At 54.2% G+C, this 23,966-nt stretch carries 22 protein-coding genes and 1 riboswitch; of the genes, 13 read left to right on the top strand and 9 right to left on the bottom strand.

Annotation, left to right across the window (positions count from 1 at the left end):
* Window positions 1-66 precede the first annotated feature (66 nt).
* Complete coding sequence (locus ABFZ83_RS09510) at window positions 67-2,700, top strand: TonB-dependent receptor (protein ID WP_411816315.1); 2,634 nt, start codon at window positions 67-69, stop codon at window positions 2,698-2,700.
* Between the two features lie 157 nt (window positions 2,701-2,857).
* On the top strand, window positions 2,858-3,247 hold the full coding sequence (locus ABFZ83_RS09505; RefSeq protein WP_411816314.1) for a hypothetical protein: 390 nt from the start codon (window positions 2,858-2,860) through the stop codon (window positions 3,245-3,247).
* Window positions 3,248-3,483: 236 nt separating this feature from the next.
* Here ABFZ83_RS09505 and ABFZ83_RS09500 read toward each other — a convergent pair whose 3' ends face one another.
* Window positions 3,484-3,852 (bottom strand): DUF423 domain-containing protein, encoded by a 369-nt coding sequence (locus ABFZ83_RS09500; RefSeq protein ID WP_411816313.1) that lies wholly within the window; start codon window positions 3,850-3,852, stop codon window positions 3,484-3,486.
* A gap of 173 nt (window positions 3,853-4,025) precedes the next feature.
* Between ABFZ83_RS09500 and ABFZ83_RS09495 the strand changes: the two genes are divergently transcribed.
* The gene (locus ABFZ83_RS09495; RefSeq protein WP_411816312.1) at window positions 4,026-4,568 is read left to right on the top strand and encodes a YSC84-related protein; all 543 of its coding nucleotides are present in this window, start codon (window positions 4,026-4,028) and stop codon (window positions 4,566-4,568) included.
* On the opposite strand, the gene ABFZ83_RS09490 is transcribed toward ABFZ83_RS09495, so the two are convergent.
* The 3 genes from ABFZ83_RS09490 to ABFZ83_RS09480 are packed head-to-tail and all read right to left on the bottom strand — an operon-like array spanning window position 4,565 to window position 7,856.
* Window positions 4,565-5,572, bottom strand: a complete 1,008-nt coding sequence (locus ABFZ83_RS09490) for an adenosine deaminase (protein ID WP_411816311.1) — start codon at window positions 5,570-5,572, stop codon at window positions 4,565-4,567. The two genes, ABFZ83_RS09495 and ABFZ83_RS09490, sit on opposite strands and share 4 nt — an antisense overlap.
* Window positions 5,569-6,132, bottom strand: coding sequence for a hypothetical protein (locus ABFZ83_RS09485; RefSeq protein ID WP_411816310.1), 564 nt, complete (start codon window positions 6,130-6,132; stop codon window positions 5,569-5,571). Before ABFZ83_RS09485 ends, ABFZ83_RS09490 begins: the two co-directional genes overlap by 4 nt.
* A complete protein-coding gene (locus ABFZ83_RS09480) occupies window positions 6,132-7,856 on the bottom strand; it encodes an alkaline phosphatase D family protein (protein WP_411816309.1) in 1,725 nt (574 codons plus the stop codon). The genes ABFZ83_RS09485 and ABFZ83_RS09480 overlap by 1 nt, the downstream gene beginning before the upstream one ends.
* 170 nt (window positions 7,857-8,026) lie before the next feature.
* Here ABFZ83_RS09480 and ABFZ83_RS09475 point away from each other — a divergent pair, with 170 nt between their 5' ends.
* Entirely contained in the window at window positions 8,027-9,550 is a 1,524-nt protein-coding gene (locus ABFZ83_RS09475; RefSeq protein WP_411816308.1) for an amidohydrolase, read from the top strand.
* Window positions 9,551-9,558: 8 nt separating this feature from the next.
* Complete coding sequence (locus ABFZ83_RS09470) at window positions 9,559-10,836, top strand: amidohydrolase family protein (RefSeq protein ID WP_411816307.1); 1,278 nt, start codon at window positions 9,559-9,561, stop codon at window positions 10,834-10,836.
* A 60-nt stretch (window positions 10,837-10,896) separates the two neighbouring features.
* Here ABFZ83_RS09470 and ABFZ83_RS09465 read toward each other — a convergent pair whose 3' ends face one another.
* A complete protein-coding gene (locus ABFZ83_RS09465; RefSeq protein WP_411816306.1) occupies window positions 10,897-12,513 on the bottom strand; it encodes an ABC transporter permease in 1,617 nt (538 codons plus the stop codon).
* A gap of 147 nt (window positions 12,514-12,660) precedes the next feature.
* On the opposite strand from ABFZ83_RS09465, the gene ABFZ83_RS09460 reads away from it, so the two are divergent.
* Window positions 12,661-13,683, top strand: a complete 1,023-nt coding sequence (locus ABFZ83_RS09460) for an ABC transporter ATP-binding protein (RefSeq protein ID WP_411816305.1) — start codon at window positions 12,661-12,663, stop codon at window positions 13,681-13,683.
* 91 nt (window positions 13,684-13,774) lie between these two features.
* Entirely contained in the window at window positions 13,775-14,851 is a 1,077-nt protein-coding gene (locus tag ABFZ83_RS09455; RefSeq protein ID WP_411816304.1) for a Fe(3+) ABC transporter substrate-binding protein, read from the top strand.
* 45 nt (window positions 14,852-14,896) lie between these two features.
* Here ABFZ83_RS09455 and ABFZ83_RS09450 read toward each other — a convergent pair whose 3' ends face one another.
* Entirely contained in the window at window positions 14,897-15,274 is a 378-nt protein-coding gene (locus ABFZ83_RS09450) for a nuclear transport factor 2 family protein (protein WP_411816303.1), read from the bottom strand.
* Window positions 15,275-15,407: 133 nt separating this feature from the next.
* On the opposite strand from ABFZ83_RS09450, the gene ABFZ83_RS09445 reads away from it, so the two are divergent.
* The 6 genes from ABFZ83_RS09445 to ABFZ83_RS09420 all read left to right on the top strand — a co-directional run bounded on the left by ABFZ83_RS09445 (window position 15,408) and on the right by ABFZ83_RS09420 (window position 22,199).
* A complete protein-coding gene (locus ABFZ83_RS09445; protein ID WP_411816302.1) occupies window positions 15,408-15,842 on the top strand; it encodes a Fur family transcriptional regulator in 435 nt (144 codons plus the stop codon).
* A gap of 83 nt (window positions 15,843-15,925) precedes the next feature.
* Window positions 15,926-16,012: riboswitch (glycine riboswitch) on the top strand.
* Window positions 16,013-16,140: 128 nt separating this feature from the next.
* A complete protein-coding gene (gene gcvT / locus ABFZ83_RS09440) occupies window positions 16,141-17,307 on the top strand; it encodes a glycine cleavage system aminomethyltransferase GcvT (RefSeq protein ID WP_411816301.1) in 1,167 nt (388 codons plus the stop codon).
* Window positions 17,308-17,317: 10 nt separating this feature from the next.
* The gene (gene gcvH, locus ABFZ83_RS09435) at window positions 17,318-17,689 is read left to right on the top strand and encodes a glycine cleavage system protein GcvH (protein WP_411816299.1); all 372 of its coding nucleotides are present in this window, start codon (window positions 17,318-17,320) and stop codon (window positions 17,687-17,689) included.
* Window positions 17,689-19,032, top strand: coding sequence for an aminomethyl-transferring glycine dehydrogenase subunit GcvPA (gcvPA, locus tag ABFZ83_RS09430; protein ID WP_411816298.1), 1,344 nt, complete (start codon window positions 17,689-17,691; stop codon window positions 19,030-19,032). The genes gcvH and gcvPA overlap by 1 nt, the downstream gene beginning before the upstream one ends.
* Complete coding sequence (gcvPB, locus tag ABFZ83_RS09425) at window positions 19,029-20,603, top strand: aminomethyl-transferring glycine dehydrogenase subunit GcvPB (RefSeq protein ID WP_411816297.1); 1,575 nt, start codon at window positions 19,029-19,031, stop codon at window positions 20,601-20,603. Before gcvPA ends, gcvPB begins: the two co-directional genes overlap by 4 nt.
* Window positions 20,604-20,675: 72 nt before the next feature.
* Window positions 20,676-22,199: an FMN-binding glutamate synthase family protein gene (locus tag ABFZ83_RS09420; RefSeq protein WP_411816296.1), complete on the top strand. Its 1,524-nt coding sequence runs from the start codon at window positions 20,676-20,678 to the stop codon at window positions 22,197-22,199.
* Here ABFZ83_RS09420 and ABFZ83_RS09415 read toward each other — a convergent pair.
* From ABFZ83_RS09415 to ABFZ83_RS09405, 3 genes are read right to left on the bottom strand one after another with little or no spacing between them, the layout of a single operon-like run.
* Window positions 22,196-22,792: a DUF924 family protein gene (locus ABFZ83_RS09415; RefSeq protein WP_411816295.1), complete on the bottom strand. Its 597-nt coding sequence runs from the start codon at window positions 22,790-22,792 to the stop codon at window positions 22,196-22,198. The two genes, ABFZ83_RS09420 and ABFZ83_RS09415, sit on opposite strands and share 4 nt — an antisense overlap.
* Window positions 22,792-23,355 (bottom strand): F0F1 ATP synthase subunit B, encoded by a 564-nt coding sequence (gene atpF / locus ABFZ83_RS09410; RefSeq protein ID WP_411816294.1) that lies wholly within the window; start codon window positions 23,353-23,355, stop codon window positions 22,792-22,794. The genes ABFZ83_RS09415 and atpF overlap by 1 nt, the downstream gene beginning before the upstream one ends.
* 28 nt (window positions 23,356-23,383) lie before the next feature.
* Complete coding sequence (locus ABFZ83_RS09405; RefSeq protein ID WP_411816293.1) at window positions 23,384-23,938, bottom strand: F0F1 ATP synthase subunit B'; 555 nt, start codon at window positions 23,936-23,938, stop codon at window positions 23,384-23,386.
* Window positions 23,939-23,966 lie beyond the last annotated feature (28 nt).

Raw genomic sequence — 23,966 nt, 5'->3', positions numbered from 1 at the left:
ACCCGGCGGCTCAAATCAGTCGGGTTCGGCACGCCCCATTCAGGGAGGGGGCAAAACAGAGGTTAGATGATGAAACAGGATTCCGTTCTTAAAGTGTTTTCTTCGCGGCTCCTTATGGGTGCTGCGTTGGGCGCGGTTGCGGCGACCGGTGCGTCGGCGCAGTCAGACCAGATCGTTGTTACGGCAACCAAGCGTGCGCAGACACTGCAGGAAGTACCGATCGCGGTTAGTGTGGTTGACGCCGAGACAATTGAAAAAGCTCAAATCAATGACCTTATTGATTTGCAGACCGTTGTTCCTTCGCTGCGCATCACGCAGCTGCAAAACGCATCGCAGACAAATTTCACCATTCGTGGATTTGGTAACGGTGCCAATAACCCAGGTATTGAAAGCTCTGTCGGTGTGTTCATCGATGGCGTTTATCGTTCACGTTCTGCGGCGGCGATCCTTGACCTTCCTGTGATGGAGCGGGTCGAGGTTCTGCGTGGTCCGCAGTCAACATTGTTCGGTAAGAACGTGTCGGCTGGTGCGATTTCGATCACAACCAAATCGCCAGAGTTCGAATGGGGCGGCAGCGTAGAAGCCAGCTATGGCAACTACGATCAGGTTCTTTTCAAAGGTTCATTGACGGGCCCGCTAACGGATACATTGGCCTTCCGCGTTTCTGGTAGCACCAATAATCGCGAAGGTTATTATACAAATATCGTTGACGGCACCGACCAGAACGAGCGCAACCGCTGGGCGGTTCGCGGCCAGCTCCTTTGGGAGCCAACCGAGAACATGTCGTTCCGGGTTATCGGTGACTACAACAAGATCGACGAGAATTGCTGTGGTGCTGTGACGATCCTTAATGGTCCGGCGACGCAGGCAATTGGCGCGCCGGTTGCGTTTGGCGGTCTCGGTGAAGAGATCACTGACGGCACCGACCCATTCTCACGCGAAGTTGCGGTCGATACCGATACATTCAACGTTCTTAAAGGTAAGGGCATTTCGCTTCAGGGCGATTGGGACCTTGGTGGTGCTCAGTTGACGTCGATCACCTCTTATCGTGAACAGACGGACTCAGCGAACACAGACGTTGACTTTTCTGGTGCTGATCTCGCGCAGAACCCACAAGACCGCAAATACGAAACCTTCACGCAAGAAATTCGTTTGGCATCGACCGGTGACAATCGTCTGGATTGGTTGATCGGTGGTTTCTATTTCAACGAAGATGTGTTCTTGCAGCGTGACGTGGTCTTCGGCTCGCAGCAGCGTGATTTTGTCAACATCTTGTTGTCACCTCTTGGCTCTGACCTCCTCACAGTTGAGGGTGGGTCGCAGGTAATTGGTGCGCTGACGACAGGTCCGACAGCGATCTTCCCGGAATTTGGTCCTGTTATGCCAATCGCATTCGGTTCGTCCTTCCAGGCGGGCACGGGTGTCTTTGGTACCTATAACATGGACAACGAATCCTATTCGCTGTTTGGTCAGTTTGACTTCGATATTACTGATCGCCTGACTCTCAGCGGCGGTGTTTCCTACATCAATGACAGCAAGACCGCGACGGGTATCAGTAACCTGACCGATGTCTTCTCGCTCTTTGATATGTCAGCGGGCGGCTCGTTCGTCGCAGCGACAATTATGGGTGGTGCAATCGGTACGCCATTTGATCCGGCAAACCCAACGCCGTTCTTCGTCGCGGCACAAACATTGGCGATGTCTGATCCAGCGACTTATCAAGCGGCCCGTGATGGTTCACTCGCAGCAGCGCAGGCAGCGCTTGCGGCTGATCCAAGCCTCAACCCATTTGCGGCATTGACGGCGGCACAGTTCTTTGCGCCACAAGTCAACTTCCCGAATGCGGCGGATCCGCTTGATAATGGCAAGCTCGACAGTGACGACATTACATGGACAGCGCGTCTTGGTTATGACCTTACCGATAGCTTGAACGCGTATTTCACATACGCGACTGGCTTTAAGGCTGGTGCGTTCAACCTATCATCGGACTCGCGTCCACCGGATCCTGTTTCTGGCTTTGGCCGGACAGCGGCACCGGAAGAAGTTCGCCTTCTTGAGCTTGGCATCAAAGCCAACTTTGATGGCGGCTATATCAACTTCGCGATTTTCGATCAGGAAATCGAAGGCTTCCAGTCAAACGTCTTTAACGGTACCGGTTTTGACCTTGCGAACGCAGGTAAACAATCAGTCCGCGGTTTTGAAATTGAATCGCTCTACTCACCGGTAACGCCACTGACATTGACCTTCGCACTGACCTATCTCGATCCGGAATATGACTCATTCACAATGGCCGGTTGTACGCCATTTGATACGGTCAATTGCGGCGCGGGCGAAGATTTCCGTGACCTTTCTGGAACACGCGTTCCAGGCGTTCACGAAGTCAGCATCACCACATCAGCGACCTATACTCATGACTTCAATGAATGGTTGAGTGGTTATGGGCGTGTTGAATATGTCCATGAATCAGATGTGCCACTTATCGAAAACATTCCGCAAAGCATCACGCGCTCTGTGAATGTTCTGAATGCCAGTGTCGGCGTTCAAACCGAAAGCGGATTCGAAGTGATGGTCTGGGGTCGTAACCTCACAGATGACGAATACTTCCTTCAGGGCTTCCCAACGGTTGTTCAGGCCGGAAGTGCGTCAGGTTACACCAATGCACCGCGTACCTACGGTGTGACAGTCCGCAAGAGCTTCTAACGCCGGACGCGTCGGGAGGGGACGAAAGAAAAGCGGGCGACCTTCGGGTCGCTCGTTTTTTTATTTCGGTTGAAATATAAAATTGCATTTAAAAAATTTAGGCCATCGCAAGATCACCTAGGGCAATCTTAATCGACCGTTGGGTGGAGATGCGGGCATGGCATTCGGAAATCAGCAGCAGGCTACAGCGCAAATCAGTTCTTCGCGTTTGGCGAATGTCATTGGCGCACCGGCAAATGAGGCTCTGGACGCAGAAATTGCGAAACCCGCGCCGCGCGTTGGCGTTCAGCCTGATCTTTCACGGATCAAGACACGGCGAAGAGAAGAAACACCGGAACAACGTAAACGCCGTATGGCGTCAAACCGATTGAATTTCGGCGCGACGATCATTGCACGGTTGGTCATCATCGCCGCGCTCGGAAATTTTGGTTACGAAGTCTATGAAATGACCGGCACGGTCCATCGCGGGGTGGCCGCCGGGGTAATCGCAATCAGCCTTGATCTGTTGCGGGTTACCGCTAAAGCCGCCGATGCGTTTTCTTCCTGACCCTCGCGCGATGCAATTTGGCGCAAAGGCTGGTCGGTTTGGCGAATCTCCCCTTTTCGTGACGCTATGTGAACATTAAAGCCCCTTGTTCTGTCACGGGGTCGCCTTATTTCCACCATCAACAACGGCCCAATTGGCGAAGGTTCATTGTCGTCTTTGGGGAGAGAGACAGATGGGTATTATCGAACTTACAATTATCAGCTTTATCGTCATCAATTCCGCGATTGGTGTATCGATTATTGTGCCGTTCCTTCGCCGTCGGCATTAGCTTTCCGAAGGCCGTTCAGCGCAATCAGCGCCCAACCGACCAGATAGCTTACGCCGCCGATTGGGGTGATTGCGCCAAGAATGCGCGGACCACCCAGCGCCATGAGATAAAGCGAACCCGCAAAAAACAGAGAGCCAATAATGAATGCCCAGCCCGCCGAACGCATCCGGCTGATGCCGGCGAAAAGCGCGCCAACACTGTGAACGAGAAAATACAGGCTTGCCGTATCCCACCATGCTGATGCTTCCGGTGAAAGGCTCAGGCCATGTGCGCCAAACGCCCCCAAGGCAACGGCACCAAACCCGGAAATCCCTGCGGCAAAAATCAAAGGTTTCATAGGGCTCCTCAAAAAGGCATGAAATATAATGTTTTTGCCTGCGTGCCTAGTTTTCGGATAATTTGCTGCGGAGATGGAGAATTCTTAAGCATCAAATTAGGGCGGCGGTCATTAAGTTGCCCCAAACTCAGATAGATTCTGACGCCCGTTATGATTGGAAGGTGAGCACTAAAATGTTCAAGCAAATCGTTCTCAGCTTTGTTGCTATCGTGTTTTGTATCCTTGCGCCGGCAAGCGCTGCGTCGCCGGAAAAGATTGATCGCCGTACCGATAAGGCGTTGGCGGAGTTTCGCGAAGACATCAGCGGTGCCAATGACGTATTGGCCAAGGCCGCAGGGGTTCTGGTTTTTCCATCCATTAAAAAAGCCGGGATCGGAATTGGCGGCGAATATGGACAGGGTGCCTTGCGCGTCGGCGGAAAAACCGTGGCGTATTATTCAACCGCATCAGCGTCCGTCGGGTTTCAGTTGGGCGCTCAGGCACGACGCCAGATCATTGTTTTCCTTGATCCGAAAGCACTCCAAAAATTTCGCGCCAGTGATGGTTGGGAAATTGGCGTCGATGCATCGGTCACGGCGGTGACGATTGGTGCGGGCGGCGCAATCGATGCAACGCAATTGAACCAACCTATCGTTGCCTTTGTTTTTGATTCAAAAGGGCTGATGTATAATTTATCGCTCGAAGGGTCTAAAATCTCGCGCATTCACGACGACTAAACCTTCGCGATGGCCGCGAGCTGCGCCCGTTTTTGTCCCTCTGGCAGAAACGATCCTTTAAAGCTGTTCTCGCAAAGCGTGCGAATATCATCCTTGGTCAGATCAACTGCGTCGATCAAGGCATAGAAGTTATCGTTTACATATCCGCCAAAATAGGACGGATCATCGGAATTCACCGTCGCGCGCAAGCCAAGATCAAGCATCCGTTTAATCGGATGGGTGCTTAGCTGATCGACGACACAGAGCTTCAAATTCGAAAGCGGGCAAACGGTCAGCGTCATCTCTTCTGCCGCTAGGCGAGCGACGAGGGCCTCGTCCTCAAGAGACCGGTTGCCGTGATCAATGCGGTCCACTTTTAGCTGGTCCAGCGCTTCGTAAACATAATCCGGCGGGCCTTCTTCACCCGCATGGGCCACAAGCTTGAGGCCCATGTCTTTTGCCTTGGCAAAAACGTTTTTGAACTTTGCGGGTGGGTGCCCTAGCTCGGATGAATCAAGCCCAATCCCGGCGATATGATCGAGCCATGGGTCCGCTTGTTTGAGCGTTTCGAATGCGTCTTCTTCGGGCAAATGGCGCAGGAAACACATGATCAATTTTGTTGTCATGCCAAATTGCATCTTCGCCATGCCGAGTGCGGTCACGATACCGCTAATGGCGGTGCCGAAGGGCACGCCGCGCGCCGTATGGCCTTGCGGGTCAAAAAAGATCTCTGCGTGGCGCACATTATCGGCGCGGGCCCGGTTGAGATAGGCCATGGTCAGGTCGAAGAAATCTTCCTCCGTCTGCAGAACATTCATGCCTTGATAGTAAATATCGAGGAAGTCTTGCAGCTCGGAGAACTGATAGGCTTTGCGAATTTCTTCGACCGATTGAAACGGAAAATCGATATTGTTTCGCTGCGCCAGCTTGAGCATGAGTTCTGGCTCAAGGCTGCCTTCGATGTGGAGATGCAATTCCGCTTTTGGCAATGCTGCCACATAGGCTTTCAGGTCAGATTTTTTCATGAATTTTTTCGCACAGCGCCAATGACCAAAACGATTGTCGCAAATACGATGCCGATCAAAGAAAACAACATGGCGGGCATGGCGCTTGAAAATTTAAGCGTGGTAGCGATTTGCTGCACGAGAACCAATGGTTCAACCGGCGCAATGATGCCAGCCGCAAAGAGCGTCAAAAGACTATTCTCGATAAGCTCGGCGACCACATAAATCGCGGGTAAAAATAAAACGATTTTGAAAACGCGTCCCCATTTGCCGGCCATTTTCAGGCCGAGCGCGATGGCCGCGGTCGACGCTAAAAAGGTCAGCACGAAATAGGGAATATCGAGCACCTGCCACAAAAGGTAATCGTTCATATTTTGGCTTAGGGCTTCGAGCGAGCGAACCGGTTCAATCGCCGGTAGGCCCGGTTGTGTTTCGGGGAGTTTTCCGCCCGCCGCCGTAATGGCACGGCTCCATGGGCCGGGGATGGTGAATGCCCAAAAGGAATAAACGAACAACAGCGCAAACCAGATTAAGAATGATCTGAAGCTGGCTTGTTCGATTTTCTTTTCCGTCCAAGACACTAGAATAAGAAACCCTCTTTAAAACCAAGGCCATCGGCATTTGCGAATTTCGCTGTGCCGTCTGTCTTCTCGATGTCGAACGCAACTTTTGTGAAGGCATTGTAGGCCGGTGTTTCGATTGTGTCGACGGCCCGGTATTCCGCTCTCGCATTATCCCTATTCACGGTCAGGTGAATAAATCCATGGTTCTCGCCAGATAGATAGCGAACGTCCTCGTTTTCGCGATTGGTCAAAAGCGCATATTCAGCGCCTTTGCCCCCAAGGAAATTCTTATTATAGGGTGAGGGCGAGCTTACGGAATGGGTTCCCAGTTCGACGCCCATATGAGCACCATTCTTATCAACAAGGTCATTGGCCCACCAGGAATGGGTGTCGCCTGTAATCACGATCATGCCGTCATCGCCGGCGGTGCGCGCCATGTCGTAAAAGCGTTCTCGCGCAGCGGGGTAGCCGTCCCATGCGTCAAAGTTTGACGGTAATCCGAAGGCGGATGTTTCGATAAAGGCGCGGGCAGGCGGCCATTCTTTTTCGAGGGCAACGATGTCTTCTTCGGTGACGTGCACATTGAGATCAGGCGAGGTGACTTTTGCCATGATCACCTGATTGGCGATTAAGCGCCAAGGTTGTCCGCGCGAAACAGAATTGCGGATCGTGCGGTCGAGATAATCGATCTGCGCACCGCCCAGCATCTCGCGGGTTTCATCCCATAAAACGGTGGATTTAAAGGTTTCGATTTCCTCTGGTGTGTTTAGGGCCCTTACGACATCGCCATAATCAAATTGCTTTGTTCGCGCCATAAGGCGGGTTTCAATGGCCGCAATGGTCATCAAATTACCATAGGAAAACGATCGGAAGAACGCTTCCGGTGTCATGTTGGGCTCGCGCACGGGCATCCATTCATAATAGGCCTGAAGCGCGGCGCGGCGGCGCGTATGCCAATCGCCATCGGTCGCCGGGTCATGATGTTCAGCGCCATCTTTCCAAGAATCATTGGCCGTCTCATGATCATCCCAAATAGAGATCATCGCGTGATTTTTATGCATGGCCTGACTGGAGGGGTCCGATTTATATTGCGCGTGCCGGATGCGGTAATCGCTTAAGGTTACGCAATCATGCGGCGGAAGATGCTCTCGCCCAAGCTTGCGGCCCGCCTCGCCGCCATAGCCGTTGCGGCTATATTCATAAATATAGTCACCAAGATGAATGACCGCATCAATATCATCTTGCCGGGCAACTAGGTCGTATACGTTGAAATATCCAAACGGAACATTCGAGCACGACATCACCGCAAATCTGGCTTGGTCGACATTCCCCATAGGCAGCGTTTTTGTTCGCCCGGTAGGAGAGATCATGCCACCAACGGTAAAGCGATAGAAATAGGTGCGGCCGGGTTCCAGCCCCTCTGCAAGGACTTTGACGGTCCAATCCCGTGATGCGCCGGTCTGGGTTTCGCCTGAGCGAAGGACCGAAGAAAAGCTTTCGTCACTGGCAACTTCCCAAGCAATTTTGGCGCGGGTTGTGTTGTCTGCGTCCGGTAAGGTCAGGCGGGTCCACAAAATAACATCATTTACGCCGGGGTCGCCGCTTGCAACGCCATGGGCAAACACGCCCTGAGGCGCGGTTGTAAGCGCCACATAAGGTGTCATTTTGGGTGTAGTCGCGCAGGACGCAGCGCCAGCGGCGATGCCTGTTGTTATCGCGGCGCGGCGTGTGAATTTCGACATGGTCAAACCCCTCTTTACCGATTTTTCTTTTTTCGGCACGAAACCCGATCTGGAAAATATACCGCACCTTAAGTCATAAGGCGGGGTGGTCGCCCGGATATTTTACGCTAATCTTATGACATAACATTGAGCACCTACGAAGTGTGTCTCGCAGCATGTTGAGGAATAGTATGCAAAAATTAGGAAGAACGGCACTCGCTGTTCTTGTGCCGACACTTATGCTTGGCGCGTGTTCGCAAGAATCTGGAGAGGCGAATAACGACGCCGAGACGCCTGCTACGGAAGTGGCGACGACAGAGGGCGAAACCGAGGTTAAATCCGACAAGGAACCAGTAAGGCCGCCAGCGGACCCTTTTCCCTCGACCTATCAGCCTTATCCCGGTGAAACCGTCTTGTTGAGCGGCGCGACGATCCTGACGGGGACTGGTGAGCGCATCAATAATGGCGATGTTTTGCTGCAGGACGGAAAAATCGCGGGCCTTGGCGAAGCGGGCTCGCTGACGGTGCCAGAAGGTGCGGTGACCATTGATGCGGACGGCAAATGGATCACGCCGGGCATTATCGATATCCACTCTCATCTTGGTGATTATCCTTCGCCGTCAACCGAATCCACGGCGGATGGCAATGAAGTCACCTCACCGAACACCGCCCATGTTTGGGCAGAACATTCGGTCTGGCCTCAAGATGCCGGTTTTACCCGTGCGCTCGCTGGCGGTGTGACATCGCTACAGATCCTTCCCGGTTCGGCGAATCTGTTTGGTGGCCGGTCGGTTGTTCTTAAAAATGTGCCTTCACGGTCCGTACAAGGAATGAAGTTTCCGAATGCACCCTATGGCCTGAAAATGGCCTGTGGTGAAAATCCGAAACGCGTTTATGGCGATCGCGGTGGCCCCGATACGCGCATGGGCAATGTTGCGGGCTATCGCGCTGCATGGATCGAAGCGCAAGCCTATCAACAGAAATGGGAAAAATACTGGCGCGAATTCGACGAGTGGAAAAAAGACGACAGCGACGACAAGTCTGACAATCCGCCGGAGGCACCAACCCGCGATTTGAAACTTGAAACTCTGGCCGGTGCACTCGAAGGCGACATTGTCGTTAATATGCATTGCTACCGTGCCGACGAGATGGTTCAGATTCTCGATATCGCGAAAGAGTTTGATTATCAGGTCACAACATTCCACCACGCAATCGAAGCCTATAAAATCGCGGACTATCTTGCGGAAAACAATGTTTGTGCGGCGGTTTGGGCCGATTGGTGGGGCTTTAAGCTCGAAGCGTTTGATACAGTTGGTGCGAATGCGGCCCTGATCGATGCGCAGCCAAATAGCTGTGCCATCATCCATTCTGATAATGCAGGCGATATTCAACGCCTCAATCAGGAAGCAGCAAAAGCGATGGCCGATGGTCGGCGGATCGGTTTTGAGATTGAACCGAAAGACGCAATCGGCTGGATCACATCAAACCCTGCAAAAGCCATGGGGATCATCGATCAAACCGGAACACTTGAGACCGGCAAGATGGCTGATGTGGTTGTCTGGAACCGAAATCCGTTCTCGGTCTACGCCCGGGCAGAGAAAGTTTATATTGATGGTGCACTGATGTTTGACCGCGCCGATCCTTCGCTATCCCCACGGGTGGATTTCGAACTTGGTCAACATGACAACAGCTTTACCGGTGGTGCAGGACAATGAGAAAGTTAATGAAAAAGACGCTTATAAGCCTTTTGGCATCCAGCGCAGCCGTATTTTCTGCCGCGCTGGCGCAAACTACGGCGATCATGGATGCGCGCGTGCATACGATCGCCGGTGACGTCATCGAAAATGGTGACATCATCATTCGTGATGGCCGCATCGCAGAAATCGGGGCGGACCTGACGGCACCGGCCGGGGCAACCGTCATTGATGCGACGGGCAAGATCGTGACGCCGGGATTGTTTGTTCCCTATTCACAGATCGGTCTGGTTGAGATTGGTTCCCAGAAAGAAACAAATGACTCCAGACCCGCAGAGGGCTTTCCGCTTAGCGCGGCCCTCAATACGATTGACGCCTTCAACCCTTCATCGGTTGTCATTCCGGTAAATCGCGCTGAAGGCGTGACCCGTGCGCTATCCGCGCCATCGGCTGGCGACAAATTATTCGGTGGCCGGGCTGCGGTGGTCGATCTTTCCGGCCGTGCCAATTCGATCACCAAGGCCGAAGCCGCGCAGGTGGCGGTTATGGGCTATGGCGGCGCTGCACGTGCCGGCGACACCCGCATGGGGGCTTGGGCGGTGCTTCGTGAGTATCTTGATGAAGCGCGGTCATATCATGCAAACCCGAACGAATATACGCGTCGTCCGCGTAATGAACGTTTTGCTTTGTCTGACCTTAAGGCGCTCGGTGCGGTGATCGATGGTCAACAGCCTTTGATCGTTCAGGTGAACAGCGCCAATGACATTCGTTCCGTCATCCGGCTGAAAAATACCTATCGGTTGAATATCGTTATTCTCGGCGGTACCGAAGCTTGGCGCGTTGCGGATGAACTGGTGTCTGCAAATATACCGGTGATTATTTCGGGTCTCGCTAATCTTCCCCGTCAATTTGAAGATATTGATTCGACCCTTAAAAACGCTGCCCGCCTTCATCGTGCGGGTGTGAAACTCGCATTTGTTTCCGACACGCATAAAGCGCATTTGATCCGTCAACATGCGGGGAATGCGGTGGCGGAAGGATTGCCAATGGCAGCCGCACTGCGGGCGATCACGCTCACGCCAGCGGAAATCTATGGCGTCGATAGCCAGCTTGGTTCGCTCGAAGTGGGCAAGATTGCCGATGTCGTGATTTGGGATGGCGATCCACTTGAGGTGACGACACAGCCAGAGGCCGTGTTCATTGCCGGTCAGCAACAAGGCCTGAACAACCGCCAGAAAATGCTGGTGGAACGCTATCGCGACCTAACGCGGGGTGATTTGCCTTTCGCTTATCGCGGCGGCGAGTAAGATCAGGCCTCGATCACAAACTTGCTTCGACCAAAGTGCCAGCCTCAACCAAAGCGATTGTCAATGTGATGTCTGACGGTTGAGGCGGCTTAATACCAAGGTCGGGATCAATCCAAGAATAATCAAAATCAGTGCAGCCGGTGCGGCGTCCGCGAGACGCTCATCGGCTGCAAGTCTATAGATATGTGTGCTGAGCGTTTCAAAATTGAAAGGCCGCAATATCAATGTCGCCGGCAGCTCTTTGGCGATATCAATCGCAACAATCGCCGCGCCAGCAAGAATTGACCGTTTCGCCAGAGGCAGATGGAGTTCGCGCAAAATCCGCCCTGAATTTGCGCCCAACATTCGCGCAGCGGCATCCATTTGCGGGCTGATTTGCTGTAACCCGCCATCGGCCGCATTAAACCCTGCCGTCAGAAAACGCGCCACATAAGCATATAAAAGGGCCGCGACCCCGCCCGCAGCGGCGACACCGGATACGCGCCCGATATTGGCGGTCAGCGCGAGAATACCAATGGCCATCACCGCGCCGGGCACCGCGTAGCCAAGGGTTGCAATCCGGAGAAAGAATTTTGCGATATGGCCACGGGCCCGCCGCGCGCCATAGGCCAGAATGAGGGCAAGGGCCATGGCAAAAACCGCCCCAATCGCGGCGATAAATGCGGTGTTGATACCGGCTTTGGTAAAGGCATTGATCGAGGGGCCGCTTTGCTGAAGGTCGAGCAATGAAAGCAAGACGGCTGCGGGCGCAATAAAGCCTAAAATCACAGGCAATGCACAAAACACAATCGCCAAAAGGGCATGGGGCGCAGACAAAGCCAAGCGGCGATTAGCGCGATGGGCGCGCGTATCCTCGGTCGTTCGGCCACGGCGACCTGCCTGTTCCAATATCGCTAAAAGCAACGCCAGAAAGAACAGCCCCGCCGCCAATTGCATCGCCGCCGAAAGGTCGCCCATGCCATACCAGGTGCGAAAGATACCGACGCTAAGGGTCGGCACACCAAAGTAATCCGCAACGCCATAATCCGCCGTAATTTCCATGAGCGCCAAAGCGAGCCCGCCAATAAAGGCCGGGCGACTGAGCGTGAAAAGAATTTCAACCGCTGTGCGGGCAGGGCTTGCGCCGAGGGACCGGGCTGCCTCCATCATCGACGCCGAGCGTGACGCCAAGGCCGCATTCATCGCGAGATAAATATAGGGATAGGTCGTCAGCATCAGGATTAATGCCGCACCGGGGAGTGACCGGATCTCCGGCAGGTTGTTTGCGCCGATAATATTCGCGACAAGGCCGAACGGTCCGAACAGGTCGCCATAAGCATAGGCCCCCACATAGGCGGGGATGGCAAAAGGCAGCGCAAGGGCAACCGCGAGCAACCGCCTGCCGGGAAAATCGGTCAAAGAAATTAATAAGGCTGAGACAACACCAATGACGCTCGCGCCTATTCCCGCAAACAGGCAAAGCAGCAAGGTGGTGCGCAAATAACGACCACCAGTAACCGACAGCATATGCGCCTGCGCTTCGCCGAGACCGCTTTGGGCCGCGCCGACAATAATCGCGATGATCGGGGCCGCCGCTAAGAGAGCGATGAGCAAAATCCCCATAAGGCCCGGGGCGAGACGTTTTGTCGGTCTGGATTGTGCCTCCAACCGCCCGCCTTCTTCGGTAATTGTTGTCATCGTTCTTAATTCTCGTTCTCAACAGGTGACATCTATGCGAAAATGCGGCATTTCCCAAGCCTTCTTGTTTGGGACGTCCGCAATATTGGTCTTGTTGGCACGGGTGACGGGCGGCCTCGGCGTAAAAAAGGGTAGCGCGAACCGGACATGAGCCTGATCTTGCGGGATATTTCTCACCGTTTTGGTGATGTCAGGGCTGTGCGCGGGGCGTCGCTGGAAATCCGTCCGGGAGAGATTGTGTGCCTCTTTGGGCATTCCGGTTGCGGCAAGACGACTCTTTTGCGGATCGCGGGCGGTCTGGAGCCGCTTCAGTCGGGCTCCGTTGAACTGGACGGAACCGAAATTGCGAAACCGGGCAATGAAATCCCGCCGGAAAAACGACCGATCGGATTGGTCTTTCAAGATTACGTTCTGTTCCCGCATCTGACGGTTGCGAAAAATATTGCCTTTGGTTTGGCGGGCGAGACCGATGAAAAAGCGCGCGTCGCGGAACAGCTCGAGCACTTCAATATCAAAGATCTTGCGCGGCGCTATCCTCATGAACTTTCGGGCGGGCAGCAGCAACGCGTCGCGTTGGCCCGCGCCATGGTGCGGCGACCAAAGGCATTGTTGCTCGACGAGCCATTCGCCAGCATTGATGTCGCCTTGCGGCGTCGCCTGCGCGAGCGATTAAGACGCATACTGAAAGACCAGAACGCCGCCGTTCTGCTCGTGACCCATGACGCAGAAGAAGCCCTTTCACTCGGTGATCGTGTCGCGTTAATGCGCGCCGGCGAGATTATCGAAGTCGCCACCCCGGAGACGCTTTACCAAACACCGAAAACCATCGAAGGGGCGGCGCTGTTTCCGGGCAGCCAAAGAATTTCCGGTAATGTTAAATCCGGTATGTTTCAATCGTTCCTCGGGCCGGTGCCGCTCAATGGTGCATCACGAGACTTGAATGACGGCCCGGCAACGGCAGTGGTGCGGCCCGATACGCTGGTCGCGATCTTCGATCCTGCGGGCAAGTTCCATGTGGCCGATACGCGCTTTGCCGGTCCTGGCTGGCTGACACGATTGGAAACTGATGAAGGGGCGCATCTTTCAGTTTTGATGGATGCCCGTCCTGATTATGCGACCCATATGAATGTCACGGTTGATTGGGAACGCGCGTTTATTTTCGGCGCTTAGAAATCCGCCGGCGCGGCGGTTGCAATCCGTGCTAATAACGCTATACCCCTGTTATTAAGAATTATTCGCAAATATCAGGATGGCGGTTTTTATGGCGCAGGTCAGTAATTCTCACGTTTCTCGATGGGGTATGGCTCTGGTGATCGGGCTCGGGGTGGTCGCGCTGGCGGCATGCGGCGGCGAAACCACCACGGACAGCCCGGCAGCCAAGCCAGCGGGAGAGGTGAATGTTTATTCCGGTCGTCATTACGATTCGGATGCAGAAATCTATGCGGCCTTCACCAAGGAAACCGGGATCAAGGTCAACACAATCGAAGCCGGTGGGGACTCCTTGATCGAACGTATTGCCCAAGAAGGGGAAGCAAGCCCGGCTGATATTTTCATCACGGCGGATGCGGGCATTCTCTGGCGCGCGGAAGAACGCGATGTCTTTCGCAGCATCGATAACCCGACATTGGAAAGCCGCGTTCCGCCGCAATATCGTCATCCTGAAGACAAATGGTTCGGGCTCTCAAAGCGGGCGCGGATCGTCATTTACAATAAAGAGATGGGTTTGCCCGAAGGTTTAGAGACCTATGCGGATCTTGCGGACCCGGCTTATCGCGGGATGATCTGTGTACGGTCTTCATCCAATATCTACAACCAATCTTTGCTGGCATCGCGGATTGCGCATTTCGGTTCCGAAGCGGCTGAGGAATGGACGCGCGGCGTCGTTGCGAATTTTGCGCGTAAGCCGCAAGGCAATGACACTTCCCAGATCGAAGCGGTGGCCGCAGGGCTTTGCCGCCTTGGTATAGTCAATTCCTATTACACCGCACGCTTCATTGGTTCGGACAATGAAAAGAACGCCGCCATCGGTGAGAAATTTGATCTGTTCTTCCCCGATCAGGATGGTAATGGCGCGCATGTGAATATTTCCGGTGCGGGGGTAACGAAATATGCGCCGAACCCGGAAAATGCGGAAAAGCTGCTTGAGTTCCTGTTGCGTGATGAAACGCAAAAAGCCTTCGCGAGCGGTAATAACGAATATCCGGTCGTGCCGGGTGTTGAGGCGCGTGGGCCAATCGCCGCCTATTCAGATTTCAAAGCTGATGCGCTGCCGGTGTCCGCACTCGGAGAAAACCAAGCCGAAGCCGTTCGGATTTTTGACCGGGTCGGTTGGCAATAGCGCTACGAAAACCGATTTAAAAAGCCCGCCCTATGGCGGGCTTTTTTATTCCTCACCAATATCGATAGATTTCCCGCGTGCGGCCGGGTGCGGAATATCCCAGCCAAAAAAGACTTCAATAGCGCTGATTTTGCCGTCCTTGAGCGAAAGAATTTCGGTATTTCGGAATTCGCGCCCCGAGATCAAGGTCACTTCATAGGACGCGACCACGTCATCGCCGCTTTCAAAAAGCCGTATAAATTCAATATGTTTGGTCGCTTCGTGGTTGGGCCAACATCGCTCCATATAAGAAGCGCGGTCAATATGATTGTCATAGGGGCTGGTGAAGCTGAAATCGTCGGCGATCAAGGCTTCGATTTCGTCGCGATCATCATTCACATAGGCCCGCAGGGCTCTTTTCACGATGTCAGTATTTTCAGACATTTACGCCTCCCATCAAATTGGTTGGCCCGGACCGAACGTAGTTCCGGTTGATAATCTCACCTTAGGGGTGCTTTTTGCTTTGTCATACGATATAACAAAGATATAACAGTCATATATCCTCGGGAGGGAATTTATGTCTGACGAAACAACAAAAACGGGTGACGAGCATAAGGGCGTAAAACGGCCTGCCGGTCTATTGAAAAATGAAAAGCTCGTCTGGAATGTTCTCGCTGAGAACAAAGAGCCACTCAAAGCCTATGAAATTCTCGATAAACTCAAAGAGTTGGGCGTTCGCGCGCCGATGACCGTTTATCGGGCGCTCGATGGGCTCGAGACTAAGGGGCATATCCACAAACTTGATGGGCTGAATGCCTTTGTGCTTTGCAATCACGAAGGCCCTCATGTCGTGCAGACTTTTCTCGTTTGTGAGAGTTGTTCAACCGTAAAAGAGTTGGAAGTTGTCGCCGTTGAGGCGGATATTGCGCCGGCAGTGCGTGCTGCTGCTTTCGACATGCATACGGCCCGGCTTGAGATCAAAGGGAATTGCAACGCGTGCGCGGCGGCCTAAGTTTTTGTTGTGCAACGCCGTTGAGAATCATTGACTCCGCTTGTGGCCTGCCTATTGTCCGACGCAATGTTCATTTGTGAACAAGCTCCCATGCGGGAGAGACCATTTTGAATGGCGCCGAAGGAGCAACCGCCCCGGAAACTCTCAGGCAAAAGGACCGCATGAAGCGTTAAAGGCTGGAAAGTGGGCTTGGATGCCCCACCGACGGAGTAAGCGGAAATTCCCGTGAAATCTCTCAGGTCCCGTGACAGCCGGGGTTGCCGCAGTTTAGCGGCGATTTTTGTCATGGGACGGATGAATGTCAGAGAATTTAAAAAAGACTCCCCTAAATGAATTGCACCGCGCATTGGGCGGTAAGATGGTCGAATTCGCCGGTTACGAAATGCCGGTTCAATTTCCATTGGGTGTTTTAAAAGAACACCAGCACACGCGCGAGAATGCGGGCCTCTTTGATGTCTCGCATATGGGGCAGGCATTCCTGACAACGACCGAAGCCAAAATCGGTACACAAGAAGCCCATGAAAAAATCGCAGCGGCAATCGAGACGCTGGTCCCCGGTGAAATCAAGAAGCTGAAACAGGGCGGCATGCGCTATAGCGTGCTTTTGAATGATGATGGCGGCATCCTTGATGATTTGATGATCACGCGCCCAATCCGCGATGAAAATCAGGGTACGCTGTTTCTGGTTGTGAACGCCGCCATGAAGGATCAGGATTTTGCTTTGATCGAGAAAAAACTCGACGGCATTGCAAAGCTAGAGCGCGCGGAACGTCGTGCGCTACTCGCAATTCAGGGGCCGAAAGCGGCCGAAGTCGTTGAGCGGATCATCCCCGGCGCGGGTGAGCAGACCTTTATGACGATGCGGCCTTATTCTTGGCCTGCAAATAACAATGAGGGCATGAAGGTTCTCGTCAGCCGTTGCGGTTATACGGGCGAGGATGGATTTGAACTTTCCGTCCAGGTCGGTTTTGCGGAACAGCTCGCCAAGGCCTTGTTGGCGGAGCCGGAAGTCGAGCCGATCGGACTCGGTGCGCGCGATTCGCTTCGCCTTGAGGCCGGGCTATGTCTTTACGGTCATGATTTGACGCCAGAAACATCGCCGATTGAAGGGAATATCGGCTTTGCAATCGGCAAACGCCGCCGCGAAGAGGGCGGTTTCCCCGGCGCGGCGCGCATTCTGAGCGAGCGCGAAGAAGGGCCGAGCCGCCTGCGGGTCGGTATCTTGCCAGACGGCAGAGCGCCCGCCCGTGAGGGGACAGAAATTCAGTCTAAAGATGGAAAAGCCATCGGCACCGTAACTTCTGGCGGGTTCGGCCCGACCTTTGGCGGGCCTATCGCCATGGGCTATGTCGCATCAGAATTTGCCAAGACTGGGACTGAAGTGAATTTAATCATCCGGGGCAAAGCCGTGTCGGCGAAAATCGCTGATATGCCATTCGTGCCTCAAAATTATTACCGCGGTTGAGGAGACTAACATGACAAAATATACTGAAGATCATGAATGGGTGCGCGAAGAAGGCGGCCATTACGTAATTGGCATTAGTGCCCATGCGGCCGAACAGCTTGGCGATGTGGTATTTGTCGAGCTGCCGGAAGTCGGCAAGAGCTTCAACAAAGGCGACGACATGGCCGTCGTTGAATCGGTCAAGGCCGCATCTGACGTATACGCACCGATTTCAGGTGAAATCGTCGAGGTCAATCAGTCAATTGTCGATCAGCCCGGTAAAATCAACGAAGCCGCTGACAATGATGCGTGGTTTGTGAAAATCAAAGCGAGCGACGCAAGCGAACTTGACGCGCTGATGGACGAAGCAGCCTATAAAACATTTACGGAAAGCAATTCCTGATGCGTTATCTACCGCTGAATGATACGGATCGTCGGGCGATGATGAATGTCATCGGCACCGATAATATTGACGCGCTATTCTCTGACGTGCCGGCGAATGCGCTGAATGCGACATTCGACTTGCCTGATCATCAAAGCGAGATGCAGGTCGAGCAGGCGCTCGGTGCGATGGCTGCGAAAAACCGTGCAGCAGGCGCGGGGCCGTTTTTTATTGGGGCCGGTGCTTATAAACACCACATCCCGGCGACAGTCGATCATATTATTCAGCGGTCAGAGTTTCTGACGGCCTACACGCCCTATCAGCCAGAGATCGCACAAGGAACCTTGCAATATTTGTTTGAGTTCCAGACGCAGGTTGCGGCGCTTACTGGCATGGAAGTCGCCAATGCGTCCATGTATGACGGCTCCACTGGCTGCGCTGAAGCGGCTTTGATGGCACGGCGTATTACCAAGCGGAACAAGATTTTGGTCTCTGGTGGGCTGCATCCGCAATATGGCGCGGTGACCCGCACTAATCTTGAACTCGTCAACGCCACGGTTGAATTATCGCCGATTGATGTTGATGCCTCCGAGGACTTGATCGGCCAGATCGATGACGACACGGCCTGCGTCATCGTTCAGAACCCGGATGTCTTTGGTAATATTCGCGACCTGACCCCGATCGCAGAGGCGGCCCATGAAAAAGGCGCGCTTTTGGTTGCGGTGGTCACCGAGGCCGTTTCGCTTGGCGCGCTTAAAAGCCCCGGCGAGATGGGCGCTGATATTGTCGTCGGCGAAGGCCAGTCGATTGGCAATGGTCTTAATTTCGGTGGGCCTTATGTGGGCCTTTTTGCGACCCGTCAAAAATATATCCGCCAGATGCCAGGCCGGCTCTGCGGTGAAACGGTCGATGCCGAACGCAAGCGTGGTTTCGTGTTGACGCTTTCAACCCGCGAGCAGCATATCCGCCGCGATAAAGCGACGTCGAATATCTGCACCAATTCGGGTTTATGCACGTTGGCGTTCACCGTTCATATGACGCTTTTGGGTGAGGCTGGTTTGCGCCGCTTGGCGATGCTCAATCATGAAGCGGCGTGTAAAACCGCTAACGCTCTAGCCGCAATCGACGGCGTTGAAGTGGTCAATAAGAGCTATTTCAATGAATTCACATTGCGCCTTCCGGTAAAAGCCAGCGAGATCGTTGAGCGTTTGGCAAGTGACGGCATTCTCGCCGGTGTCCCCGGTGATCGACTTTGGCCATTTGATCGGTCTGCCGATAATTTATTGCTTGTCGCCGCAACGGAATGCGTCAGCGATGAAGATATTGATCGTTTCGCCACTAGCCTGCGTGGAGCATTGTCATGAATAATCAGGGCCGCGCCACACGCGCAGAAACTACAACCGTAAATGATGCACCGACCTTCACCGGCAACAAGGCGCTTCAAATTGAAGAGGCTTTGTCATTCGAGATCGGTGATTTCGCCGGCACGGGCGTCGATATGCCAGCGCCGAGTGGCGACGAAGACCGCCTGGGCGGGCTCAATCGGAATAGTGATATTGGCTTGCCGGGCTTGTCTGAGCCGGAAACCATGCGCCATTTTGTGCGTCTTTCGCAAAAGAACTATGCAATCGACATGGGGCCGTTCCCGCTTGGCTCGTGCACCATGAAACACAATCCGCGCCTTAACGAAAAAGTTGCGCGGTTGCCGGGTTTTGCGGACCTTCATCCGCTTGCGCCGGAATCTGCCGTGCAAGGCGCATTGGAAGTCATCGACGAATTGGCCCATTGGCTCAAGGAACTGACTGGCATGCCCGCCGTTGCGATGTCGCCAAAGGCCGGTGCCCATGGCGAGCTTTGCGGCATGATGGCGATCAAGGCGGCTTTGATTGCGCGCGGTGAGGGCGAGACCCGGCTGCGCGTGCTTGCCCCAGAATCTTCACACGGAACAAATCCGGCAACCGCCGTTCAGTGTGGCTTCAAGGTCGAGGCCATCCCTGCGGATAAAACGGGCCGGGTCGATATTGCGGCGCTGAAAGAAAAGCTCGCCCCCGATGTCGCCGGTATCATGGTGACCAACCCGAATACATGCGGGCTGTTTGAACGCGACATTCGCGAAATGGCCGATGCGGTTCATGAGGCGGGCGGCTATTTTTATTGTGACGGCGCGAATTTCAACGCCATCGCTGGCAAGGTTCGCCCCGGTGACCTTGGCGTCGATGCCATGCACATCAATCTTCACAAGACCTTTTCGACGCCGCATGGCGGCGGCGGACCGGGTTCTGGCCCAACAGTGTTGTCTGATGCGCTCGCGCCTTTTGCGCCTGTTCCCTATGTGATTTGTGAAGACGGTAAATATAGCCTGATCGAATCGCGCCGCGCTGCCAAAGACGAAGGCGACGGCCATGAAAGCATGGGGCGTTTAACAGCGTTCCACGGTCAGATGGGCATGTTTGTTCGTGCGCTCGCCTATATGCTTAGCCATGGTAAGGACGGTGTGCGTCAGGCTGCCGAAGATGCGGTATTGAACGCGAATTATGTGCTTGCGCGCCTCAAAGCGGAAATGACCCCTGCCTATGAAGGCTATTGCATGCACGAAGCGTTGTTCGATGACCGGTTCTTGAAAGACACCGGCGTTGAAACGATTGATTTCGCAAAGGCGATGATCGACGAAGGCTATCACCCGATGACCATGTATTTCCCGCTGGTCGTTCATGGTGCCATGTTGATCGAGCCAACGGAGTCAGAATCAAAGCGCGAGCTTGATCAGTTCTGTGATGCGTTGCTCTCGCTTGCCAAGCGGGCGAAGGCAGGTGAGGCAGAGGCGTTCAAAGCGGCACCGGTTCACGCGCCGCGTCGGCGCCTCGACGAAACCGCAGCCGCGCGCAAGCCGGTCCTGCGCTGGACACCGGAAGAGCCGGCAAAAGCCGCCGAGTAAGTCTACGCCCCCGGCTTCACGCGGGGGCGTAACTCGTCCTATTGTTGCCCTTAAAACGAATAAGGGCACGATATGGATTTCCTGAACAGTTTCACCGTAAACGGGCTAGAGCTGTTGGCGACGATTTTTATCTTCGTCATTGGCGTTACGGTTCTTGCGATTGTGGCGATGTTCATTCTGGACGCGACCCAATCGAAGGATGCAATCCGCCATAATTATCCGGTCATCGGGCGGTTCCGTGATCTCTTTACCCATCTTGGTGAGTTCTTTCGGCAATATTTCTTTGCGCTTGATCGCGAAGAAATGCCGTTCAATCGCGCCGAACGGGACTGGATCTACAGGTCTGCGAAAGGCCAGAACAACACAGTTCCCTTTGGATCAACGCGCAACCTCACGATTGTTGGTACACCGATATTTGTGAATGTTGCCTTTCCGCGACTTGATGAAGAGGCGTCGGATCCGCCTCCTGTTGAGTTCGGGCCCTTTACGCCTAATCCCTACCGGCTTTCGTCGATCATCAATATTTCTGCCATGAGTTATGGTTCGCTATCGAAGCCCGCTATTCAGGCACTCTCGCGCGGCGCACATTTGGCAGGTTGCTACTTAAATACAGGCGAGGGCGGCCTTGCGCCTTATCACCTCGAAGGCGGATGCGATATCGTCTTTCAAATGGGCACCGCGAAATATGGCTGCCGGGATGATCATGGCCGGCTTGATGATGAAAAGCTGCGCGCCATCGCGATGAACCCACAGGTCAAAATGATCGAGGTCAAACTCGCGCAAGGGGCCAAGCCGGGTAAGGGCGGTATATTGCCAGCGGCGAAGGTCACGCCGGAGATTGCGGAAATACGGCATATTCCGGTGCATACGGCGTCAATCTCGCCGAACCGGCACCCTGAAATCGACAATATTTCTGAGCTTATTGATTTCATCGGACGGGTACGGAGTGTATCGCGCCTGCCCACCGGTTTTAAAACTGTTATCGGTGCCTATGGCTGGGTTGATGAGCTTTGCGATGAAATCGAACGGCGCGGAATTGAATCGGCACCGGACTTCATCACCCTTGATGGCGGCGATGGCGGGACCGGTGCCGCGCCGATGTCGCTCATGGATAATGTTGGATTACCGCTCAAACAATCGCTGCCGATGCTGGTCGATATATTGGAGCGGCGCGGGCTGCGCGACCGGATCAAGGTGATCGCATCAGGCAAGCTCGTTACCCCGGCGGAGGTCGCCTGGGCCTATTGCGCGGGCGCAGATATGGTCAACACCGCGCGGGGCTTTATGTTTTCGATCGGCTGTATTCAGGCCATGAAATGCCACACCAATAATTGCCCGACCGGTGTGACGACCCATAAAAAACATCTGCAAGGGGGGCTCGATCCGGAAGTGAAGGGGCCGAGCGTTGCAAATTTCGTCAATAAGATGCGCAAAGATGTTGCGATGATTGCCCATTCCTGCGGCGCGCCACATGCGCGCGGATTGCGGCGCATGCATGTCCGCATTCAACAGGCCGATGGAACGTCGGTGCCGCTGGATCAATTGCTGGCGCGTAATCGCCCGCTTGCGCCCCATGAATATCAAAAGCAGCGCTAGGGGTTAAATCCGCCAGCCTTGAGAAAAGCGATTTCTGCTTGTGTTGATTCGCGCCCTAAAATTTTATTCCGATGCGGGAAGCGCCCATAGTCGCGAACAATCTCATAATGCTCGATCGCGAAGGGCATGTTCATCGTACTCGGAAGTTGCGCTTTAAAGAGCGCAACCGATTCGATTTGAACGTTTAGGTCTTCGGCGTGCATGAAGGGCATATAATAAAATGCCTTGGTGCGATCATCAGCAAGCTTGTCATGTCGCCGACGAATCGCTTCACGCGCGATCTCAAGGGCCTGCGCATCTTGCGCAAAGGCGCGCGGCGTATCGCGGAATAGATTGCGCGAGAATTGGTCGAGCAGGATGATCAAGGCGAGCGAATAGCGCGGATGAGCACGCCAGACATCCAGATGCCCGGCCTTCGCGGCGGCTACATAATGAGCAAACCGGCGCGCAATCTCGGCGTCAAAGTCATCGTCGCGACGAAACCATTGATAAGGTTTCGCCTCTTCGAACCAGAATGTCAGGATTGATTCGGCGGCAGCCGCCGTGGGCCGAATTGATCGGCCAGAGGAGGGGAGGCCTAAAGCCCCGCCCATTAATTGAGTTTGTCGCGCAGACCAGCAATCGCTTTGTCGATGAAGGGGCCTTGTGCGCCGCCATCCATCCGGTCGCGAATGATGGTGCGTGCAGCTTCGATTGCGAGGTCGGCAGTTTGGCCGCGAACTTCTGAAATGGCTTGTGCCTCAGCGCGCGCGATTTTCTCTTCCGCGGCTTTGGTCCGTCGTTCGGTTTGTTCCGCGATTTTCTCACGGGCTTCGACCGCAAGACGCTGCGCATCTTTTTTGGCCTGTTCAATGATCGCCGCCGCTTCTTCTTCGGCTTCGCGTTGGCGACGCTGGTAGCTGGCGAGAAGCTCTTGGGCTTCTTCGCGCATTTTACGGGCTTCATTGATCTCGTCAGAGATTTTCTGCGCACGTTTGTCGAGGCCACCGACGATCATTTTGTGTACGCCAGCGCGGGCGAAAACGACGACGACAACGATGAACGCAATCAGAACATAAAGCGAAGTGTCCTGAAACAGACCCGGAGCTGCATGTCCCGCTTCAGCGGTTTCAGCAGCGGCAGCAACGGCAAGGCTTGAATATGCGATCATCGTCATAGTCTTTCAAAATTCAGCGCGAGTACTTTTAGGCGCGAGCAACGCCGTCAATGGCTTTGGAAACGGCTTCATCGGTTGGGGCCTCGTCGATGAGGGTCTCAACCACCGCCCGTGTTGTTTCCGCCGCAGCTTCACGAACTTTCGCCGCTGCATTGGCTTTCATCTCTGCGATGCGTGCTTCGGCAGCTTCCAATTGCTTTTCGAGCGCGGCATCTGTTTCTGCCTGCTCTTTTGCAATATCGGAATCAACCTCTGCGCGGGTGTCTGCCGCAATGCCTTGCGCCTTGGCGCGGGCATCGGCGAGGGCCTGATTATAGGCGTTCTCGGCATCTTCCGCCTGACGTTTGAACTCATTCGCCTGATCAAGGTCATCCGCAATACGGTCGCGGCGTTCCTCGATGGCACCACCCAAAGCAGGGAGGAACCGGCTCGACATCAGAGCAAAGAGAATACCGAATGTGATGGCGAGCCAGAATAGCTGGCTAGGCCACCATGTGGGGTCCAACTGCGGCAGGCCAGCAGATTCCCCGTGGGACTCTGCAGCACCTGCGGCAGCGGCTAGCATTATCGAAGAAAAAGACAACGTAAGCTTCTTTCTGCTTTGATGACGT

Origin of the sequence: Hyphococcus formosus, assembly GCF_046736345.1 — a bacterium.
GTDB lineage: Bacteria > Pseudomonadota > Alphaproteobacteria > Caulobacterales > Parvularculaceae > Hyphococcus > Hyphococcus formosus.
This window is presented reverse-complemented; position numbering and strand designations above follow the sequence as displayed.

What these genes read in the sequence shown, in the direction of transcription:
- ABFZ83_RS09495 (WP_411816312.1), top strand. Translation starts at nt 4,026, where the DNA reads ATGTTCAAGCAAATCGTTCTCAGCTTTGTTGCTATCGTGTTTTGTATC.
- gcvH (WP_411816299.1), top strand. Translation starts at nt 17,318, where the DNA reads ATGACAAAATATACTGAAGATCATGAATGGGTGCGCGAAGAAGGCGGC.
- ABFZ83_RS09445 (WP_411816302.1), top strand. Translation starts at nt 15,408, where the DNA reads ATGTCTGACGAAACAACAAAAACGGGTGACGAGCATAAGGGCGTAAAA.
- ABFZ83_RS09465 (WP_411816306.1), bottom strand. Translation starts at nt 12,513, where the DNA reads ATGACAACAATTACCGAAGAAGGCGGGCGGTTGGAGGCACAATCCAGA.
- ABFZ83_RS09450 (WP_411816303.1), bottom strand. Translation starts at nt 15,274, where the DNA reads ATGTCTGAAAATACTGACATCGTGAAAAGAGCCCTGCGGGCCTATGTG.
- gcvPB (WP_411816297.1), top strand. Translation starts at nt 19,029, where the DNA reads ATGAATAATCAGGGCCGCGCCACACGCGCAGAAACTACAACCGTAAAT.
- ABFZ83_RS09460 (WP_411816305.1), top strand. Translation starts at nt 12,661, where the DNA reads ATGAGCCTGATCTTGCGGGATATTTCTCACCGTTTTGGTGATGTCAGG.
- gcvPA (WP_411816298.1), top strand. Translation starts at nt 17,689, where the DNA reads ATGCGTTATCTACCGCTGAATGATACGGATCGTCGGGCGATGATGAAT.
- ABFZ83_RS09510 (WP_411816315.1), top strand. Translation starts at nt 67, where the DNA reads ATGATGAAACAGGATTCCGTTCTTAAAGTGTTTTCTTCGCGGCTCCTT.
- gcvT (WP_411816301.1), top strand. Translation starts at nt 16,141, where the DNA reads ATGTCAGAGAATTTAAAAAAGACTCCCCTAAATGAATTGCACCGCGCA.
- ABFZ83_RS09420 (WP_411816296.1), top strand. Translation starts at nt 20,676, where the DNA reads ATGGATTTCCTGAACAGTTTCACCGTAAACGGGCTAGAGCTGTTGGCG.
- ABFZ83_RS09475 (WP_411816308.1), top strand. Translation starts at nt 8,027, where the DNA reads ATGCAAAAATTAGGAAGAACGGCACTCGCTGTTCTTGTGCCGACACTT.
- ABFZ83_RS09470 (WP_411816307.1), top strand. Translation starts at nt 9,559, where the DNA reads ATGAAAAAGACGCTTATAAGCCTTTTGGCATCCAGCGCAGCCGTATTT.
- ABFZ83_RS09490 (WP_411816311.1), bottom strand. Translation starts at nt 5,572, where the DNA reads ATGAAAAAATCTGACCTGAAAGCCTATGTGGCAGCATTGCCAAAAGCG.
- ABFZ83_RS09505 (WP_411816314.1), top strand. Translation starts at nt 2,858, where the DNA reads ATGGCATTCGGAAATCAGCAGCAGGCTACAGCGCAAATCAGTTCTTCG.
- ABFZ83_RS09480 (WP_411816309.1), bottom strand. Translation starts at nt 7,856, where the DNA reads ATGTCGAAATTCACACGCCGCGCCGCGATAACAACAGGCATCGCCGCT.
- atpF (WP_411816294.1), bottom strand. Translation starts at nt 23,355, where the DNA reads ATGACGATGATCGCATATTCAAGCCTTGCCGTTGCTGCCGCTGCTGAA.
- ABFZ83_RS09415 (WP_411816295.1), bottom strand. Translation starts at nt 22,792, where the DNA reads ATGGGCGGGGCTTTAGGCCTCCCCTCCTCTGGCCGATCAATTCGGCCC.
- ABFZ83_RS09500 (WP_411816313.1), bottom strand. Translation starts at nt 3,852, where the DNA reads ATGAAACCTTTGATTTTTGCCGCAGGGATTTCCGGGTTTGGTGCCGTT.
- ABFZ83_RS09455 (WP_411816304.1), top strand. Translation starts at nt 13,775, where the DNA reads ATGGCGCAGGTCAGTAATTCTCACGTTTCTCGATGGGGTATGGCTCTG.